Genomic DNA, 18,540 nt, shown 5'->3' on the forward strand with positions numbered 1-18,540 from the left:
AGCGCACCCATGCAAAGGCTGCACCCATGAAACTGGCGATCCTGTCCCGCAACGGCAAGCTGTATTCGACCCGTCGCCTGGTCGAGGCCGCGCGCGAACGCGGGCACAGCGTGCGGGTGCTGGATCCGCTGCGCTGCTACATGCGGATCAGCACCGAAGGCTTCGAGATGCACTACAAGGGCGCGCAGATCGCCGGCTACCACGCGGTGGTGCCGCGCATCGGCGCGTCGGTCACCCGCTACGGTTGCGCGGTGCTGCGCCAGTTCGAGCTGATGGGCAGCTACACGCCGAACAGCGCGGCGGCGATCGCGCGCGCGCGCGACAAGCTGCGCTGCCACCAGTTGCTGGCGGCGCAGGGGATCGGCCTGCCGGTGACCGTGTTCGGCGACAACCCGGACGACACCGTCGACCTGCTGTCGATGCTCGGTCCGCCGCCGCACGTGATCAAGCTCAACGAAGGCACCCAGGGCGCGGGGGTGATGCTGACCGAGAAGCTGTCTGCCTCGCGCGGGGTGATCGAGACCCTGCGCGGCCTGTACGCGCATTTCCTGGTGCAGGAATTCATCGGCGAAGCGAAGGGCGCGGACCTGCGCTGCTTCGTGGTCGGCAACCAGGTGGTCGCGGCGATGCGCCGGCAGGCGCCGAAGGGCGATTTCCGTTCCAACCTGCATCGCGGCGGCACGGCCAAGGCGGTCAAGGCCAGCAAGGCCGAGATCGAGACCGCGGTGCGCGCCGCGAAAGTGCTGGGCCTGGGCGTGGCCGGCGTCGACCTGATCCGCAGCAAGCGCGGGCCGCTGGTGCTGGAGGTGAATTCCTCGCCGGGGCTGGAGGGGATCGAGGCGGCGACGGGCGTGGATGTCGCCGGCCGCATCATCGAGCACGTGGCCGGCGGCGGCGTACCCGTGCGCAAACATCCCCGCAACGCGGATTTGACGGATTCTTAATCGAAGGCTGGGTAATGTCGGTGCTGCGATGCCGCCTCACTTCCCCCGGGGCGATGTCGTGCAGGGCAGCAGTGACCATTGTGAGACTTCACGGCCCAGGCGTCCCCCGCCTGGGCCTTCGTTTGTGCTCGCCGCCCATGGCAGCCACCCCTCGGGGCAACGCTGCGCGTGGTCGGGAAACGCCCCGGGCTTTTTCATGCGTGGATCTGCGTGCGCGCGCCGGCGCCGATGAATCGGAGCCGGCCCGCTGTGCCAGAATCGCGGAACCATGAACAGGCGTGCCGGTCACATCCGGACGTGCCGCCGCCAAGCAGGAACAACCGCATGCGCATCCTGGTGATCGAAGACAACCCCGACATCGCCGCCAACCTCGGCGACTACCTCGAGGACCGCGGGCACACCGTGGACTTCGCCGCCGACGGCGTGACCGGCCTGCACCTGGCGGTGGTGCACGACTTCGACGCGATCGTGCTCGACCTCAACCTGCCCGGCATGGACGGCCTGGAGGTCTGCCGCAAGCTGCGCAACGAAGCGCGCAAGCAAACCCCGGTGCTGATGCTGACCGCGCGCGATTCGCTGGAGAACAAGCTGGCCGGCTTCGATTCCGGCGCCGACGATTACCTGATCAAGCCGTTCGCGCTGCAGGAAGTGGATGTGCGCCTGAGCGCGCTCGGCCGCCGTGGCCGCGGTCCGCAGGCGCGCGTGCTCAATGTCGGCGAACTGGAATTCAACCTCGATACCCTGGAAGTGCGCCGCGAGGGCAAGCTGCTGCAGCTCAATCCGACCGCGCTGAAGATCCTGCAGGCGCTGATGGAAGCCGCGCCGGCGGTGGTGACCCGGCAGGACCTGGAAACCCGGGTCTGGGGCGAGGAGCTGCCGGATTCGGATTCGCTGCGGGTGCATATCCACGGCCTGCGCGCGATGGTGGACAAGCCGTTCGCCGTGCCGATGATCCAGACCCGCCACGGCATCGGCTACCGGATCGCGCCGCCCGATGCCGAAAGCTGACGTTCCGCCCGAACCGCGCGCCGCGCCTCGCCCTGCGCCGCGCGCGCGCAGGCGGCTGCGCACCCGCATCATCCTGTCGTTCGCCCTGCTCGGGCTGGGCCTGACCCTGCTGCTCGCGTTCGCGACCAACTGGGTCCGCGGCCGGGTCGAGGAGGACATGATCACCGACCTGATGGACCGCAACATCAATGCCTACGCGGAGCGTTTTTACGCCAGCGGCGGCCGCGACATCGGCTTGCCGGTGCAGCAGATGTACGGACGCGTGGTCGGCAGGGACAAGTTCGAGACGCTCAAGAAGGAATATCCCGAGTGGTACGGCTTCGGCGACGGCATCCACCCGATGAGCGGCCGCAACGAGGACGGCACTCCTTTCAGCTACAAGCTGGCGGTGCGCAAGACGCCGGATACCTGGTTCTTCCTCGCCTACGACATGCAGGAAAGCGTGCGCCGCACCGAGAAATTCGAGCGCGCGCTGTACATCGTGGTGCCGGTGTTCACCCTGTTCTCGCTGCTGCTCGGCTGGTGGTCGGCCTCGCGGGTGATGGCGCCGGTGTCGGAACTCGCGCGGCGGCTGCGCCGCAGCGGCACCAGTTCGGATCCGGAGGCGCTGGCGCCGTACTTCGCCGGCGACGAAGTGGGCGAGCTGGCGAAGGCGCTGGACGATTATTCCGATCGGCTGACCGACGTCGTGCAGCGCGACCGCGAGTTCAACGCCGACGTCAGCCACGAGTTGCGCACGCCGCTGGCGGTGATCCGCGGTGCGGTCGAGCTGTTGCTGTCGAAACCGGAACTGGATGAGCGCACGCGCGCGCGCCTGCAGCGCATCCAGCGTTCCGAACAGCAATGCACCGACCTGATCAGCGCCCTGCTGCTGCTGTCGCGCAACGAACGCGCGGTCGGCGAGTGCGACGTGGCGAAGGTGGCGCAGCAGTTGCTGGACAGCCATCGCGCCCAGCTCGGCGGCAAGCCGCTGGAACTGCGCCTGGAAGGGGCGACGCGGCTGGTGGTGGATGCGCCGGAGTCGGCGGTGTCGGTGGCGCTGGGCAACCTGATCGGCAACGCGGTCAAGTACACCCAGAGCGGCGGCGTGATCGTGCGCCTGCACGACCGTGCCGTCGACGTGGTCGATTCGGGACCGGGCCTCAGCGCGGAAGACGCCGCCAAGCTGTTCGAGCGCGGCTATCGCGGCACCCACGCCGGGCATTCGCAGGGCGGCGGCATCGGCTTGTCGATCGTGCGCCGGTTGTGCGCGCTGTACGGCTGGGATGTGCGGGTGCGGCCGGGCGAGACGCAGGGCGTGGTGGCGACGCTCACCTTCGGCTGAAGTCCTCCGCGACAACGCCAGCGGCTTCGGCGGCATAATGTCGTGCACGATTTTCCGAAGGATTCCCCCCATGAATGCCCCCGCCGCCGCACCGTTGGCCTACCAGGTCGCGCTGTCCGACCATGCCCGCAGCGCAGAGCAACGCGCGGCCATCCTCGCCGGCGAACTCGGCTTCGGCCGGCACTTCACCGACCACATGGTCGCCATCCAGTGGGACAAGGCGAACGGCTGGCACGATGCGCGGGTCCATGCCTACGGCCCGCTGGCGCTGGATCCGGCCGCATCGGTGCTGCATTACGGGCAGGAGATCTTCGAGGGCATCAAGGCCTATCGCCATGCCGACGGCTCGATCTGGACCTTCCGCCCCGATGCCAACGGCGCGCGCCTGCAGCGTTCCGCCGCGCGCCTGACCTTGCCGCAACTGCCGGTGGCCGAGTTCACCGAATCGTTGCGCCAGCTGATCGCGGTCGACCATGCCTGGGTGCCGTCGGCGGCGGAAAGCAGCCTGTATTTCCGTCCCTTCATGATCGCCACCGAGGCCTTCCTCGGCATGCGCGCGGCGCAGGCTGCGGCCTACTACGTCATCGCCAGCCCGGCCGGCGCGTATTTCGCCAAGGGCGTGGCGCCGGTGTCGATCTGGCTGTCGGAGGATTACGCACGCGCGGCCAAGGGCGGCACCGGTGCGGCCAAGTGCGGCGGCAACTACGCCGCTTCGCTGCTGCCGCAGATGGAAGCGCAGGCGCTGGGCTGCTCGCAGGTGCTGTTCCTGGATCCGGTGGAAGGCAAGTACCTGGAGGAACTCGGCGGCATGAACGTGTTCCTGGTCTACAGGGACGGCCGCATCGTCACCCCGGCGTTGTCGGGCAGCATCCTCGAGGGCATCACCCGCGAAAGCATCCTGCAACTGGCCCGCGACCGCGGCCTGCAGGTGGAGGAGCGCAAGGTGTCCGTCGACGAGTGGAAGGATGGCGTGGTTTCGGGCGAGATCAGCGAGGTGTTCGCCTGCGGCACCGCGGCGGTGATCACCCCGATCGGGCAGTTGAAGGGCAAGGATTTCGCGGTGGGCGACATCGATGCGCCGGCAGGCGAGGTCACCATGGCGATCCGCAAGGAACTGACCGATATCCAGTACGGCCGCGTGCCCGATCGCCACGGCTGGCTGGTCAGGCTGCGATAACGGCCATCGCGGCGCGCCTTACAGGCGCACCCACCAGCACCCCAGGTTCTTGCGCAGCCCGAACACGGTGCGTGCCGGCGTGCTGCCGTTCGCCAGCGTCTGCTCCACGCGCAGCCCGACCAGGTGCGGTTTGCGCGGCGGCTTGCTGACCACCTCGCCGGTGGCTTCGTCGAATTCGACCACGTCGTAACCGTATTCGTTGGTGCCGCCGGCGTACATCGGTTGCACGTCCACCAGCGGCCGCTTGGCGATGGCTTCCAGCCGCGCGAACAGCCGGTAGCCGTTCGCGGTCGACATGCCCGCCCAGTCGTACACCCCGGCGATCTGGTTGGCGTCGCCGGACTGGATCGCGCTGCTCAGCGAATACACCAGGTCCTGCACGCTGCGCGCGCAACCGCCGCGGGACATGCGCGCACCGCCGATGCCGGCCGCTGCCTGCGATGCGGGCTGTTCGCGCCCGCCGATGTCCTCGCACTTGCGGTCGGTATAGACCAGCGTGCCGTCGCCGCCGATGCACTGCCGTACCTGCGCATCGGCATGTCGCGGCAGCCATGCGCAGGCGAGCAGGAGCAGGCAGGTGAAGGCGAGGCGCGGCATGCGCGCCAGCCTACGCGGGCGGCATCGGCGAAGGAAGTGCGGGGCGGATGCCGCCGCGTCGATTGTTCAGCGCAGGCGTTCGAGCACGTTGAGCGTCGGCTTCGCGAGGTTGAGCGTGTAGAAGTGCAGCGCGGGCGCGCCGCCGGCGACCAGGCGCCGGCACAACTGGGCGACGAAGTCGGCGGCGAATTCGCGGATGCTGTCGGCATCGTCGCCATAGGCGCGCATGCGCTGGCCGATCCAGCGCGGGATTTCCGCGCCGCAGGCTTCGGAGAAGCGCTTGAGCTGGCTGAAGTTGGAGATCGGCATGATCCCGGGCACGATCGGCACTTCGATGCCGAGCGCGCGCGCATCGTCGACGAAGCGGAAATAGGCGTCGGTGTTGTAGAAGTACTGGGTGATCGCGCCGTTGGCGCCGGCATCGACCTTGGTCTTGAAGTTGCGCAGGTCGACGTGCGCGTCCTCGGCCTGCGGATGGGTTTCCGGATACGCCGCGACCTCGACGTGGAAATGGTCGCCATGCTCGGCGCGGATCAGTTCGACCAGTTCGCTGGCGTAGCGCAGGTCGCCGCTGCGGACCATGCCGGAGGGGGTGTCGCCGCGCAGCGCGACCACCCGGTCGCAGCCCAGCGCCCGGTACAGCTTGAGCAGCTGGCGGATTTCCTCGCGGCTGCCGCCGACGCAGGTGAGGTGCGGCACGCCGGCCACGCCGTGTTCGCTGCGTAGGCGCTGCACGGTCTCGGGGGTGTGGCTGAGGGTCGAGCCGCCGGCGCCGAAGGTCACCGACATGAACTGCGGCGCATGCGCCTTCAGCCGCTGCACGCTGCGGTCGAGCTGCGCGCGTTGTTCGTCGGTCTTGGGCGGGTAGAACTCGAAGCTGATCGGCAGCATGTGGATGCCCGTGTCGTCGATGCGGGCATTGTATCCATCTCTTTATCCGGATGAAAGAATCAATGATGGACGGGTGCTCGTTCCGCCTTGACCGCCAAACGGCTGTGCCGCACTGTGCGGCGGGGGGACGACCGGATGCGCGATACCGCGAACGACGCGCCAGCGGGGGAAAAGGCCGCACCGCGCCAGATGCAGGAACTGGGCGAGACCTTGCAGCGCCTGCGCCTGGGCGGGCCGTTCTACATCCTGTTGTGGCTGCTGTCGGGAACCGCCAGCGGCCTGTGGGAGCGCGCCCGCTGGCCATTCCTGCTGGTGACGCTGGGCTTCATCGGCCTGAACGTGTTGCGCTTCCGCGTGCGCGGCCTGGCGGAAGGCGCGAGTGCGCTGGCGGTGCGCCGGCGCCTGGACTGGATCTGGACCCTGTTGCTCGCCAATTCGGCGCTGTGGGCGGTCGCGGTGGCGTGGCTGTTGATGGTCACGCCGAACGAAAGCGCGCGGACGGTCGCATCGATCAGTTCCTATGCGTTCGCCACTGCGTTCGCGCACAACTTCCCGATGCGGCTGCGTTCCGCCTTCGTGGCGCTCGGCCTGCTGTACCTGTCGACGCTGGCCGCGCTGATCGCCAACGGCTCGCGGTTCGAGCTGGTGGCGGTGAGCGTCCTCTACCTGCTGTACGTCTCGCTCGCGCTGCGCCGCAGCCATGCCGAATACCGGCAGCGCCTCGACCTCGAGGACGAGCTGCGCGAGCAGCGCGACCTGCTCGAACGGCAGAGCCGCCGCGATGGCCTGACCGGGCTGGCGAACCGGCGCCGCTTCTCCGGCGCGCTGGCGGATTGGGTGGCGAAGGCGCGCAGCGGCGGCTCGCCGCTGGCGCTGCTGATCCTCGACCTGGACCATTTCAAGTCGGTCAACGATCGCCACGGGCATGCCGCCGGCGACACCTGCCTGCGCGAATTCGCCGAACAGCTGCAGCAGGCGTTCCCGGCGCAGGGCGAGTTGGTGGCGCGCCTGGGCGGCGAGGAATTCGGCGTGCTGCTGCGCGATTGCACATCGGGCGAAGCCGCGCGGCGCGCGGATGCGTTCCGCCAGGCATTCGCCGGGCATGCGTCGGCAGTGGGCGAAGGCGCGCTGCAGATCACCGTGAGCATCGGCGTGGCCGCCTTCGATCCCGCGCGCGATGCCGATGGCAGCGCACTCTATCGCGCGGCCGACGGCGCGCTGTACCGCGCCAAGGCGGCCGGGCGCAATACCGTGCTGGTGGCGGAAGACGAATTCGCCGTCGCCTGAACGAGAACGGGCGCCTTGCGGCGCCCGTCGTCGTCTCGCCATCGAACCGGGCGATCAGTAGCGGTAATGCTCCGGCTTGTAGGGGCCTTCGACCGCGACGCCGAGGTAATCGGCCTGTGCCTGGGTCAGCTTGGTGAGCTTCACCCCGATCTTCTCCAGGTGCAGGCGCGCCACTTCCTCGTCCAGCTGCTTGGGCAGGATGTAGACCTTGGCTTCGTACACGTCCTTGTTCGCCCACAGGTCGATCTGCGCCAAGGTCTGGTTGGAGAAGCTGTTGCTCATCACGAAGCTGGGGTGGCCGGTGGCGCAGCCCAGGTTCACCAGGCGGCCTTCGGCGAGCAGGAAGATGCTGTTGCCGCCCGCGAAGGTGAACTTGTCGACCTGCGGCTTGATGTTGGTCTTGACCGCGCCGCTGGCGTACAGCGCATCGACCTGGATCTCGTTGTCGAAGTGGCCGATGTTGCAGACGATGGCCTGGTCCTTCATCGCCTGCATGTGCTGCAGGGTGATGATGTCCTTGTTGCCGGTGGTGGTGACGTAGATGTCGGCGCGGCCGAGGGTGTCCTCGATGGTGGTGACCTCGTACCCTTCCATCGCCGCCTGCAGCGCGCAGATCGGGTCGATCTCGGTGACGATCACGCGGGCGCCGTAGGCGCGCAGCGAGGCCGCCGAGCCCTTGCCGACGTCGCCGTAGCCGCAGACCACCGCGACCTTGCCGGCCAGCATCACGTCGAGCGCGCGCTTGAGGCCGTCGGCCAGCGATTCGCGGCAGCCGTACAGGTTGTCGAACTTCGACTTGGTCACCGAGTCGTTGACGTTGATCGCGGGCACCAGCAGCTTGCCCTGCTCGGCGATCTGGTACAGGCGGTGCACGCCGGTGGTGGTTTCCTCGGAGACGCCCTTCCAGTCCTTGACCACGCGGGTCCAGAAGCCGGGGCGCTCGGCGGCCACGCGCTTCAGCAGGTTCTTGATGATCTGCTCTTCATGGCTGCCCGACGCGCTGTTCACCCAGCTCGCGTCGCCCTGTTCCAGTTCGTAGCCCTTGTGGATCAGCAGGGTGACGTCGCCGCCGTCGTCGACCACCAGTTCCGGCCCGGTCTGGGTGCCGTCGGCCAGGGTGAAGGTCAGCGCATCCAGCGTGCAGTCCCAATACTCTTCCAGCGTCTCGCCCTTCCACGCGAACACCGGGGTGCCGGTGGCGGCGATCGCGGCGGCGGCGTGGTCCTGGGTGCTGAAGATGTTGCACGAGGCCCAGCGCACGTCGGCGCCGATGTCCTTCAGAGTTTCGATCAGCACCGCGGTCTGGATGGTCATGTGCAGCGAGCCGGTCACGCGCACGCCCTTGAGCGGCTTGGTGGCGGCGTGCTTCTTGCGGATCGACATCAGGCCCGGCATCTCGTGCTCGGCGATGTCCAGTTCCTTGCGGCCCCAGTCGGCCAGGGTGATGTCGGCGACCTTGTAGTCGCCATCCTGCGAGAAGGTCTTCAATTGCGCGTTCATGGGTGTTGCTCCGTTGTCGTGGATCGCCGGTTGCGATCCGCAGTCACGGGCGCCGTTGCATCGTTCGCATCCATCGAGCCTGTTCCCTTGCATCGCGTGCCGGGCTTGCAGCGCCCCTCGATGGCGCAGGGCGCGCGGCATTGCACCGCGCGCCCGATTTCGTATCGCTTACTTCAGCTTCGCGGCCTTGCGCAGGTCGTCGGCCTTGTCGGTCTTCTCCCAGGAGAAGGCGGTGGCGGTCTGCTGCTTGCCGGCGCCGTCGGTGTAGCTGACTTCCTTCGGCTTGCGGCCGAAGTGGCCGTAGGCGGCGGTCTGCTGGTAGATCGGGTGGATCAGGTCGAGCATCTTGATGATGCCGTACGGGCGCAGGTCGAAGTTGGCGCGAATCAGCTTCTCGATCTGCGCGTCCGGGATCTTGCCGGTGCCGAAGGTGGTGACCGAGATCGAAGTCGGTTCGGCCACGCCGATCGCATAGCTGACCTGCACTTCGCACTTGGACGCCAGGCCCGCGGCGACGATGTTCTTGGCCACGTAGCGCGCGGCATAGGCGGCCGAACGGTCGACCTTGGACGGATCCTTGCCGGAGAACGCGCCGCCGCCGTGGCGGGCCATGCCGCCGTAGCTGTCGACGATGATCTTGCGGCCGGTCAGGCCGCAGTCGCCCACCGGGCCGCCGATCACGAAGATGCCGGTCGGGTTGATGTGCACCTTGTTCTTCGGCAGCGACTCGTACCACTTCTTCGGCAGCACCGGCTTGAGGATGTGCTCGCGCACCGCCTCGATCAGGTCCTTCTGCTTGATGTCCGGGTCGTGCTGGGTCGACAGCACCACCGCGTCCAGGCCTTCGATCTGGTGGCCGCTCTCGGTGTAGCGCAGGGTGACTTGCGACTTCGCGTCCGGGCGCAGCCACTTCAGCTTGCCGTTCTTGCGCACCTTGGCCTGCTGCTCGACCAGGCGGTGGCTGTAGTACAGCGGCGCCGGCATGAATTCCGGGGCTTCGTCGCAGGCGTAGCCGAACATCAGGCCCTGGTCGCCCGCGCCCATTTCTTCCGGCTTCTTGGCCTTCTTCTTGCTGCCGTCCACGCCGGCGGCGATGTCCGGCGACTGCTTGCCCAGCATGTTGATGATGGCGCAGGTGTGGCCGTCGAAGCCGACGTTGGAATTGTCGTAGCCGATGCCGTTGATGACGTTGCGCGCCAGCGACTCGATGTCCACCCACGCGGAGGTGGTGACTTCGCCGGCGACGATCGCGGCGCCGGTCTTCACCATGGTTTCGCAGGCCACGCGGGCGCGCTTGTCCTGCGCCAGGATGGCGTCGAGGACCGCGTCCGAGATCTGGTCGGCGATCTTGTCCGGATGGCCTTCGGAGACCGATTCGGAGGTGAAGAGATAGCTGGACATCGGCTTTATATCCTTGTATTCGGATGAAAAGATGGCCGCGCATGATACAGGCTTGCGGGCAGGCGTGCATCTTGCGCCATAACGGCGTCCAGCGGTGTTGATCTGGCGTTAAGCGGGAGCTGTCATCCACGCGCAATCCGGGCGCAACCGGGCTGTCGCGCGGGCCGCGCAGGCTGGCGGCCAACCCGGCACGCCATGCCCCGATGATCCAGCTCGAACGACGCCTGCAGCAGCGCTTCCCGCACTGGTTCCGCGGCCGTCGCGCCGCCATCGCCCGGCCGCTGCTGCGCGGGATCGAGCGCTGGTCGCGGCTGGACGTGATCGACGCCTTCCTGGCCGCCAATCGCCATGTGCGCGGCTTCGCCTTCGTCGCGGCGGCGCTGCAATTCCTCGGTGCCCGCTACACGGTGGACGCAGCCGCGCTGGCGCGGATTCCCGCGAGCGGCCGCCTGCTGGTCGTCGCCAACCATCCCGGCGGCGCGCTGGATGCGCTGGCCTTGCTCGATGCCGTCGGCAAGGTGCGGCGCGACGTGCGCATCGTCGCCAACGATGTCCTCTTGGCGCTGGACAACATCGGCGAGTTGCTGCTGCCGGTGCGCATCCTCGGCGGGCGGCCCAGCGCGGACAGCCTGCGCGCGGTGGATGCGGCGCTGGCGCGCGGCGAATGCGTGATCGTGTTCCCGGCCGGCGAAGTGTCGCGGCTCGGGCCGCGCGGCGTGCGCGATACCCGCTGGCGGCGCGGCTTCCTGCGCTTCGCGCGCGCCTGCCATGCGCCGGTGCTGCCGGTACGGATCCAGGCGCGCAACTCGGCGCTGTTCTATGGCGCCTCGGCGTTGTTCAAGCCCGCCGGCACCGCGCTGCTGGCGCGCGAGGTGTTCGCCCGACGTGCGCGCGGGATTTCGTTGTGCGTCGGCAGCGTGCGCAAGGTGCCTACCGATGTCGATGGCGATGCCCTGCTGCGCGACATCCGTGGCGAGTTGTACGCGCTCGGCACGCGCCGCGAACGTGCGATGCCGGCCATCGACGCCGGTCCGGAACCGATTGCCGACGCAGTCGATCCCGCCGCGGTGCGCGCCGGCATCGCAGCGATGCGTTCGCTGGGCGCGACCAGCGACGGCAAGCAGATCCGCGTCGGCACGCTGGCCGCCGATGCGCCGCTGCTGCGCGACGGGCTGGTCTATGCCGACGACGGCGACTGGGTGGAGAGCCTGAGCGCGCTGGTCGAGGAAGCGGATGGCAGCCTGAGCCTGCTCGTGCATGGCGGCGAAGTGCTGGCCGGGATTCCCTCCCGCCTGCGCCTGCTGGCGGACGCGCTGCTGCCACGCGCGGCGTGATCCGGCCGGATGGCCGCGGTCGCCGGCTGTTGCTCGACCGCGGTTCGTCCCCGTTGCCGACGCCGCCCGATCCAGCCCGGACGGCGTCGGCCGGAGTGGTGTTGCCGCTGGCGGCTCACGGACGCGCGAGCGCCACCATCGCGACCAGCGTGGCCGGCTGCGAACCGCGGCCTGCATCGCCCGTTGCCGCCGTCATGTTGCGCGCCGCTTCCAGCACGGCCGGCGAATGCAGCGCGATCGGGCGGCCGGCGATCAGGTCCGAATAGCGCGCGGGGCCGAGCGAAGCCGCGAAGCGGCGCGCCATGTCGCGCTGGAAGCGGACGTCATAGCGTTCGTTCCTGGCTTCGGTGGCCAGCACCAGGCGCACATCGCGCGCGGTCACGTCGGTTTCCAGTGCGAGCAGCTTCAATGCGTCGTAACCGCCGATCGGCGCGGCCGTTTCGATCTCGGCGCGGACCGGTTGCAGGTCGGTTTCTTGCGGATCCGCCGCGGTAGCGGCGAAGGCGGGTGTGGCCGCTACGGACAGCAGCGCCAATGCGAATGAAGAAAGTTTCATCGACACGTACCTCCTGGTTGGGGGGAGGATGGCGCGTCCGCCATGCACCTGCGCGGCGTGCATCCGCCGAGGATGATCGGCGCGTGCTGCGGATGCAGCCAGTGCTTCTGGTAACAGCGACCAACGGCATTGCATGCGGACCTTGGCGGGATTGGGCGGCGTGCCCGGCAAGGCGTTTCTCAGGCCGCAGCAGCGATCCCCGGCGCCACGCCCGCGGCAAGCGCGTCGAAATAGTCGCGGGTCAGGCGCAACTGCTCTTCCGCGCTTTGCGCGCGGTTGACGACGTCGCGGAATGCGGCATTTTCCGGGCGGTCCTTCGCGTACCAGCCCAGGTGCTTGCGCGCGATGCGGACGCCCGAGGTTTCGCCGTAGAACGCATGCAGGTGTTCCAGGTGGGCGAGCAGGATGTCGCGCACTTCGGCCGTTTCCGGTTCCGGCAGCAGTTCGCCGCCGGCGAGGAAATGCGCGACCTGGCCGAAGATCCACGGCCGTCCCTGCGCGGCGCGGCCGATCATCACCGCGTCGCAGCCGGTGGCATCGAGCACCTGCTTCGCCTTCGCCGGAGAATCGATGTCGCCGTTGGCGATCACCGGGATCCGCAGCATCGCCTTGATCGCGGCGATGGTCCGGTACTCGGCGACGCCGCTGTATTGCTGGTCGCGGGTGCGGCCGTGCACGGCCAGCGCGGCGATGCCGGCGTCCTCGGCGATGCGGGCGATCTCGGGCGCATTCCTGTTGTCCGCATCCCAGCCGGTGCGGATCTTCAGCGTCACCGGCACGTCGACGGCCTTGACCACCGCCTCGACGATGCGCGCCACCAGCAGCGGTTCGCGCATCAGCGCCGATCCCGCCCACGCGTTGCAGACCTTCTTCGCCGGGCAACCCATGTTGATGTCGATCAGCTGCGCGCCATGCCCGACGTTGTGGCGCGCGGCCTCGGCCATGATGGCCGGCACGGTGCCGGCGATCTGCACGCTGACCGGGTCCGGCTCGCCGGCATGATCCATCCGGTGCAGCGACTTCGCGGTGTTCCAGAAGCGCGGATCGGAGATCGTCATTTCCGAGACCGCCAGGCCCGCGCCCAGCCGCTTGCACAGCAGCCGGAACGGCTTGTCGGTCACGCCCGCCATGGGCGCGAGGATCACCTTCGGCTGGATGCGATGCGGCCCGATCTGCATGCGCGCATTGTACGGCGCGCGCCGGAAGCCTCAGGAAACGGCGAGGCGCGGCATCGCCAGCGCGGCGCCCTTGGTCTCGGTGGACAGGCTGGCGTAGCGGCCGGCGAAGCGCACGTGCTCCGCGAACGCGGCATCGCGGCGTTGCGCCAGCGAGGCCGCCAGCGCGCCGTTGAAGGCATCGCCGGCGCCGGTGGTGTCGACCACGCTCACCGCTTCGGCGGCGATGCGGTAGCAGGCGGTTTCGTCGCCGCGCAGGTTCGCTTCCGGGTGCGAGACGAAGCACCCGCTCGCGCCCATGGTCACGATCACCGTGCTGCGGTGGCCGAGCTGGCGGCACAACGCATGCAGGCGGCCCTGGTCGAGGTTGCCGACCGCGTCGGCCTCGATCCGCTCGCCGACGTGGCGGCCGAGCAGCGCGGCGAATTCGGTTTCGTTCGGGGTCAGGATGTCGGCGAGCTCGAGCAGGTAGCCCGCGACCGCGGCATTGGCCGGGGCGGGGTTGAGGATCGTGGTCGCGCCCGTGGCACGGCCATGTCCCAGCGCGCAGGCGATGGCCTCCGATGGCGATTCCAGCTGCACCAGCACGACCGCCATGTCGTCGAGTTCGTCCAGCGCGCAGGCGACGAAGCCGGTTTCCAGCGCGGCGTTCGCGCCGGCGCCGATCACGATGCAGTTGCGGCCGGCGGCGTCCACGTAGATCCCGGCGGTGCCGGTGGGCGCGCTGCTTTCGGCATCGCGCAGGTCGATGCCTTCGGCCGTGCACAGCGAGCGCGCGAGTTGCGCGCCGAGGTCGCCGCCGAGCGCGCAGATGAAGCTGGCATCGGCGCCGGCGCGGCGCGCGGCCATCGCCTGGTTGAAGCCCTTGCCGCCCGGGCCGGACATGTACTCGCCGCTTAGCGTCGCGCCGGGTTGCGGCAACGAGGCCACCCGCCAGACGTGGTCGACGTTGAACGAACCGACGATGGCGACGCGGGGCATCGGGTCAGCCGCCGAACGAGCTCAGCACGCCGGCGATGGTCGCGGTCATGAAGGTGGCGATCGAGCCGCCGAGCACCGCGCGCAGGCCGAACTTGGCCAGGTCGCCGCGGCGTTCCGGGGCAAGCCCGCCGATGCCGCCGATCTGGATGGCGATCGAGCTGAAGTTGGCGAAGCCGCACAGCGCGTAGGTCGCGATCAGCCGGCCCTGGTCGGTCAGCGCCACCCCGGCGACCTTGCCGTTGACGATGTCGGCCAGCTGCAGGTAGGCGACGAATTCGTTGATCACCACCTTCTGCCCGATCAGCGAACCGACCGTGCTCGCGTCCTGCCACGGCACGCCGATCACCCAGGCCAGCGGCGCCAGCACCCAGCCGAAGATCGCGGCGAGGTCGGTGGGCTTGCCCAGCATGGCCTGCAGGCCGCTGACTTCGCCGAACCAGGTCAGCGGTGCGTTGAACATCGCGATCAGGGCGATGAAGGCCAGCAGCATGGCGGCGATGTTGAGCGACAGCTTGAGGCCGTCCGCCGCGCCGCCGGCCGCGGCGTCGATGATGTTGCTGGCGGTCTTCTCGACTTCCATCTTCACCGTGCCGCGGGTCAGCGGTTCGCCGGTTTCCGGGATCAGCAGCTTGGCGACCACCAGCGTCGCCGGCGCGGCCATGATCGAGGCGGCCAGCAGGTGCTTGGCGTAGAACGCCTGCTGCTCCGGATCGCCGCCGCCGAGCATGCCGACATACGCGGCGAGCACGCCGCCGGCGATGTGCGCCATGCCGCCGATCATCATCGTGATCAGCTCGGAATTGGTCATCCGCGCGATGTACGGGCGCACCGTCAGCGGCGCCTCGGTCTGGCCGATGAACACGCTGGCGCAGACGCTGGTGGTCTCGGCGCCGGACACCCGCATCACCTTGGTGATCGCCCACGCCATGATGCGGACGACGAACTGCATCACCCCGAGGTGGTACAGCACGCCCATCAGCGCGGCGAAGAAGATGATGGTCGGCAATACCTGGAAAGCGAAGATGAAACCGAACTTGCTGGTGTCCATCAGGCTGCCGAAGATGAAGTTCGAGCCCGCGGCGACGAAGCTGAGGATCTTGACGAAGCCGCGGCCCAGCGCATCGAACACTTCGCGCCCGCCGGGAACCAGCAACACCAATGCGGCGAAGCCGACCTGCAGGGTCACGCCGGTGGCGACCAGCTTCCAGTCGACCGCGCGCTTGTTGCTGGAAAACAGCCATGCGATGCCGAGCAGCACCGCAAGGCCGAACAGGCCGAAGCCGATCCGCCCGAGAGCTTCCATCCGAATCCCCGCCTGCATTTACATATAAGAGTGGGTGCAGGGTAGGTCAGGCCCCGCGACCCGGCAAGCGCGGCGGTTCAGGGATCGCGCGCCAGCACCCGGTTGCGGCCTTCCTGCTTGGCGTGGCGCAGGCGCAGGTCGGCCCGGCGCAGCAGTTGCGAGAGGTCGGCGCCGTCCTGCGGCCAGCTGGCGATGCCGGCGCTGAAGGTCAGCCGCATCGGTTCCGCGCCGTGCTCGGGCGAGAACGGTTGCGAGGCCACCGCCCGGCGCATGGTTTCCAGCCGCTCCCAGGCGCGGCCGATCGGCCGCGGCAGCAGCAGGGCGAATTCCTCGCCGCCCAGCCGCGCCAGCCAGTCGCCGTCCTCCATCTTCTGGTTCAGCGCATCGACCACGTGGCGCAAGGCGCGGTCGCCGGCGAGATGGCCGACTTCGTCGTTGATCCGCTTGAAGTAGTCCAGGTCGATCAGGCAGACCGAGAGCGAACCGCCCTGGCCGCGGGTGGCGTCGAGCATGGTCGGGAAGTGGTGCACCAGCCAGGTGCGGTTGGGCAGCCCGGTCAGGCCGTCGGTGCCGGACATGTCCACCAGCCGCTGCATGCGGTACACGATGGTCGCGGCGATGCCGGTGACCATCGCCATCAGCACCAACCGCTGCACCTGGTTGCCGGGCGTGGCGGTGCCGTAGTCGATCGAGGCCAGCTGGTCCGGGCTGTCCACCAGCGCGAAGATGCACGCCGACAGCAACCCGTACTGCAGCACCGCCAGCATGCCGGTGTACAGGGTCAGGCGGCCGTCGTTGCGCAGCGCGGTCATGCAGATCCCGACCAGGTAGAACGCCCACACCACCATGCTGTTGAGGCCGATGACCGGCGAACTCCAGGCCAGCAGCGCCAGCACCAGGGTGGTGCTGGTGACGTCGTAGGTGGCGGTCACCCAGGGCAGCCAGCGGTAGCGGCCGCGCTGCCGCGCCAACGCCAGCCAGACCTGCGACATGACGATGGCGAACACCGCGCCGAGCAGGCCGATCATCGATTCCTCGAGCTTGCCGCCGCCCAGCACGTTGATCAACGGCAGCAACAGCAACAGCATCGACAGCACCGCGCGCATCTGCGACACCAGCAGTTCGCCGCCGGCGCCGAGTTCCAGCATCAGCGCATCCGGCCGCGCCAGCAGGCGCCGCAGGAAATTGCGCAGACCGGAAGTCGCGTCAGTGATGTTCGCCCCCATGCCCGCGCAGCATAGCGCGCCGGCGCGGCATCATTGGCCTATGCCGGCAAGCGCCGCCCACAGGCCAAGCGCCAGGAACACGCAGGCCGCGGCAATCCGCGCCGCCTTCAGCGGCAATTTCGCGGCGAAGCGGCTGCCCAGCGCGACCACCGGCACGTTCGCCAGCAGCATGCCGAGGGTGGTGCCGGCCACCACTTGCAACAGCGACGGGTACTTCGCCGCCAGCAGCACGGTGGCGACCTGGGTCTTGTCGCCGATCTCGGCGATGAAGAACGCGATCGTCGTCGCGATGAAGGCGCCGTGCGCCGGCAGCGTCTCGCCCTCATCGAGCTTGTCCGGCTTGAGCGTCCACAGCGCGATGCCGATGAAGCTGGCGGCGACGATCCAGCGCAGCGTCTGCGGGGTCAGCCAGCTCGCGGCCAGCTGGCCGACCCACGCCGCCAGCGCATGGTTGAGCAGGGTGGCGACCAGGATCCCGGCGATGATCGGCAGCGGCTTGCGGAAGCGCGCGGCCAGCAGCAGGGCCAGCAACTGGGTCTTGTCGCCGATCTCGGCGAGCGCCACGGTGCCGGCGGAGACGAGCAGTGCATCCAACATGGGAACTCCGGGGCCGGGCGTGGTGTGGTTCGACGCGAAAGCAAACGCCGCGTCGCCCGGCCGGGTGCGCGGCGCCTGCCTTCGGTCTTGCCCTGCCGGCAGCAAGGCCGGAATCGCGCGCCATGGCCTGCCGACCAAGTGTGTTGACGCGCGGGCCGCGACATCGCACCGCGGCGGGCTACTCCCCGGAGGAGGGGTGTGCCTATTGTAAACGTATGCGCGGCCGGGGCCGCATCGCGCATGCCTAGAATGCGCGCATCGTCATGATGGGCATCGCCATGCAATACCGCCGCCTCGGAAGTTCCGGCCTGCAACTGTCCGCGCTGTCGTTCGGCGCCTGGGTCACCTTCGGCAACCAGGTCGGGCGCGGCGCCGCGCGCGAGATGATCGCCGCGGCCTGGGACCACGGCATCAACTTCTTCGACAACGCCGAGGGCTATGCCAACGGCGAGGCGGAGAAGGTGATGGGCGACGTGCTGGCCGACCTGCGCCTGCCGCGCGATGGCTGGTGCGTGTCGAGCAAGGTGTTCTTCGGTTCGGCGGTCGATCCGCGGCCAACGCAGAAAGGCCTGTCGCGCAAGCATGTGCACGATGCCTGCCATGCCGCGCTGAAGCGGCTGCGGGTGGACTACCTCGACCTGTATTTCTGCCACCGCCCCGATCCCGAAACGCCGATCGCGGAAACCGTGTGGGCGATGGACGGACTGGTCCGGCAAGGCAAGGTGCTGTACTGGGGCACCTCCGAATGGAGTGCCGACGAGATCCGCGAGGCGCATCGCGTCGCCCGGGCGCACAACCTGGTCGCGCCGAGCATGGAGCAGCCGCAGTACAACCTGCTGGACCGCGCGCGCGTGGAAACCGAATACGCGCCGCTGTACGCCGACTACGGCATGGGCACGACGATCTTCTCGCCGCTGGCCTCCGGCCTGCTGACCGGCAAGTACAACGACGGCATCCCGGCCGATTCGCGGTTGGCGCAGGAAGGCCTGACCTGGCTGCAGCGCGGCCTGCGCGGCGAGCGCATCGATGCGCTGCGGCGGTACGCCGCGTTGGCGGCGGAACTCGGCGTGGCGCCATCCACGCTGGCGATCGCCTGGTGCCTGCGCAACCCGAACGTGTCGACGGTGATGCTGGGCGCGTCGAAACTGTCGCAGTTGCTGCAGAACTTCGAGGCGCTGGAGGCCACGCGGCGATTCGACGATGCGCTCTGGGAGCGGGTGGCGCAATCCGTGGCGTGAC

General features: G+C 68.8%; 17 protein-coding genes and 1 riboswitch. Of the genes, 7 read left to right on the forward strand and 10 right to left on the reverse strand.

Going from position 1 to position 18,540, the window contains the following annotated elements:
• Nucleotides 1-26: 26 nt before the first annotated feature.
• The 4 genes from rimK (at nucleotide 27) to FHQ07_RS11340 (ending at nucleotide 4,453) form a co-directional block, all read left to right on the forward strand.
• The gene (gene rimK / locus FHQ07_RS11325) at nucleotides 27-944 is read left to right on the forward strand and encodes a 30S ribosomal protein S6--L-glutamate ligase (RefSeq protein ID WP_139716905.1); all 918 of its coding nucleotides are present in this window, start codon (nucleotides 27-29) and stop codon (nucleotides 942-944) included.
• Between the two features lie 324 nt (nucleotides 945-1,268).
• Nucleotides 1,269-1,952, forward strand: coding sequence for a response regulator transcription factor (locus tag FHQ07_RS11330; protein WP_139716906.1), 684 nt, complete (start codon nucleotides 1,269-1,271; stop codon nucleotides 1,950-1,952).
• A complete protein-coding gene (locus tag FHQ07_RS11335) occupies nucleotides 1,939-3,276 on the forward strand; it encodes a sensor histidine kinase (RefSeq protein ID WP_139716907.1) in 1,338 nt (445 codons plus the stop codon). Before FHQ07_RS11330 ends, FHQ07_RS11335 begins: the two co-directional genes overlap by 14 nt.
• 70 nt (nucleotides 3,277-3,346) lie before the next feature.
• On the forward strand, nucleotides 3,347-4,453 hold the full coding sequence (locus FHQ07_RS11340) for a branched-chain amino acid aminotransferase (RefSeq protein WP_139716908.1): 1,107 nt from the start codon (nucleotides 3,347-3,349) through the stop codon (nucleotides 4,451-4,453).
• Nucleotides 4,454-4,471: 18 nt separating this feature from the next.
• Here the strand turns inward: FHQ07_RS11340 and FHQ07_RS11345 are convergent, their stop codons facing one another.
• Together FHQ07_RS11345 and metF are read right to left on the reverse strand one after the other, a co-directional pair.
• Entirely contained in the window at nucleotides 4,472-5,050 is a 579-nt protein-coding gene (locus FHQ07_RS11345) for a hypothetical protein (RefSeq protein ID WP_139716909.1), read from the reverse strand.
• Nucleotides 5,051-5,116: 66 nt separating this feature from the next.
• Nucleotides 5,117-5,941: a methylenetetrahydrofolate reductase [NAD(P)H] gene (metF, locus tag FHQ07_RS11350; protein ID WP_139716910.1), complete on the reverse strand. Its 825-nt coding sequence runs from the start codon at nucleotides 5,939-5,941 to the stop codon at nucleotides 5,117-5,119.
• 135 nt (nucleotides 5,942-6,076) lie between these two features.
• Between metF and FHQ07_RS11355 the strand changes: the two genes are divergently transcribed.
• Nucleotides 6,077-7,228 carry a GGDEF domain-containing protein gene (locus FHQ07_RS11355; RefSeq protein ID WP_139716911.1) on the forward strand — a complete coding sequence of 384 codons (1,152 nt, stop codon included), beginning with the start codon at nucleotides 6,077-6,079 and terminating at the stop codon, nucleotides 7,226-7,228.
• Between the two features lie 54 nt (nucleotides 7,229-7,282).
• Here the strand turns inward: FHQ07_RS11355 and ahcY are convergent, their stop codons facing one another.
• Entirely contained in the window at nucleotides 7,283-8,728 is a 1,446-nt protein-coding gene (ahcY, locus tag FHQ07_RS11360) for an adenosylhomocysteinase (RefSeq protein WP_139716912.1), read from the reverse strand.
• A 40-nt stretch (nucleotides 8,729-8,768) separates the two neighbouring features.
• A riboswitch (S-adenosyl-L-homocysteine riboswitch) is annotated at nucleotides 8,769-8,853 on the reverse strand.
• A 43-nt stretch (nucleotides 8,854-8,896) separates the two neighbouring features.
• Entirely contained in the window at nucleotides 8,897-10,129 is a 1,233-nt protein-coding gene (metK, locus tag FHQ07_RS11365; RefSeq protein WP_139716913.1) for a methionine adenosyltransferase, read from the reverse strand.
• A 203-nt stretch (nucleotides 10,130-10,332) separates the two neighbouring features.
• On the opposite strand from metK, the gene FHQ07_RS11370 reads away from it, so the two are divergent.
• Entirely contained in the window at nucleotides 10,333-11,463 is a 1,131-nt protein-coding gene (locus FHQ07_RS11370; protein ID WP_139716914.1) for a 1-acyl-sn-glycerol-3-phosphate acyltransferase, read from the forward strand.
• A 115-nt stretch (nucleotides 11,464-11,578) separates the two neighbouring features.
• Here the strand turns inward: FHQ07_RS11370 and FHQ07_RS11375 are convergent, their stop codons facing one another.
• From FHQ07_RS11375 to FHQ07_RS11400, 6 genes are all read right to left on the reverse strand, one after another.
• On the reverse strand, nucleotides 11,579-12,190 hold the full coding sequence (locus FHQ07_RS11375) for a hypothetical protein (protein WP_139716915.1): 612 nt from the start codon (nucleotides 12,188-12,190) through the stop codon (nucleotides 11,579-11,581).
• A gap of 8 nt (nucleotides 12,191-12,198) precedes the next feature.
• Complete coding sequence (gene dusB / locus FHQ07_RS11380; RefSeq protein ID WP_139716916.1) at nucleotides 12,199-13,197, reverse strand: tRNA dihydrouridine synthase DusB; 999 nt, start codon at nucleotides 13,195-13,197, stop codon at nucleotides 12,199-12,201.
• A 30-nt stretch (nucleotides 13,198-13,227) separates the two neighbouring features.
• Entirely contained in the window at nucleotides 13,228-14,175 is a 948-nt protein-coding gene (locus FHQ07_RS11385; protein WP_139716917.1) for a ribokinase, read from the reverse strand.
• A gap of 4 nt (nucleotides 14,176-14,179) precedes the next feature.
• On the reverse strand, nucleotides 14,180-15,478 hold the full coding sequence (locus FHQ07_RS11390; RefSeq protein WP_139716918.1) for a NupC/NupG family nucleoside CNT transporter: 1,299 nt from the start codon (nucleotides 15,476-15,478) through the stop codon (nucleotides 14,180-14,182).
• Nucleotides 15,479-15,555: 77 nt separating this feature from the next.
• Nucleotides 15,556-16,704 (reverse strand): GGDEF domain-containing protein, encoded by a 1,149-nt coding sequence (locus FHQ07_RS11395; RefSeq protein ID WP_139716919.1) that lies wholly within the window; start codon nucleotides 16,702-16,704, stop codon nucleotides 15,556-15,558.
• Nucleotides 16,705-16,734: 30 nt separating this feature from the next.
• Entirely contained in the window at nucleotides 16,735-17,301 is a 567-nt protein-coding gene (locus tag FHQ07_RS11400) for a TMEM165/GDT1 family protein (RefSeq protein ID WP_240703479.1), read from the reverse strand.
• Nucleotides 17,302-17,579: 278 nt separating this feature from the next.
• Between FHQ07_RS11400 and FHQ07_RS11405 the strand changes: the two genes are divergently transcribed.
• Entirely contained in the window at nucleotides 17,580-18,539 is a 960-nt protein-coding gene (locus tag FHQ07_RS11405; protein ID WP_139718043.1) for an aldo/keto reductase, read from the forward strand.
• The last annotated feature ends 1 nt before the right edge of the window (nucleotide 18,540 follow it).

Source organism: Thermomonas aquatica (assembly GCF_006337105.1).
GTDB classification, from domain to species: Bacteria; Pseudomonadota; Gammaproteobacteria; order Xanthomonadales; family Xanthomonadaceae; genus Thermomonas; species Thermomonas aquatica.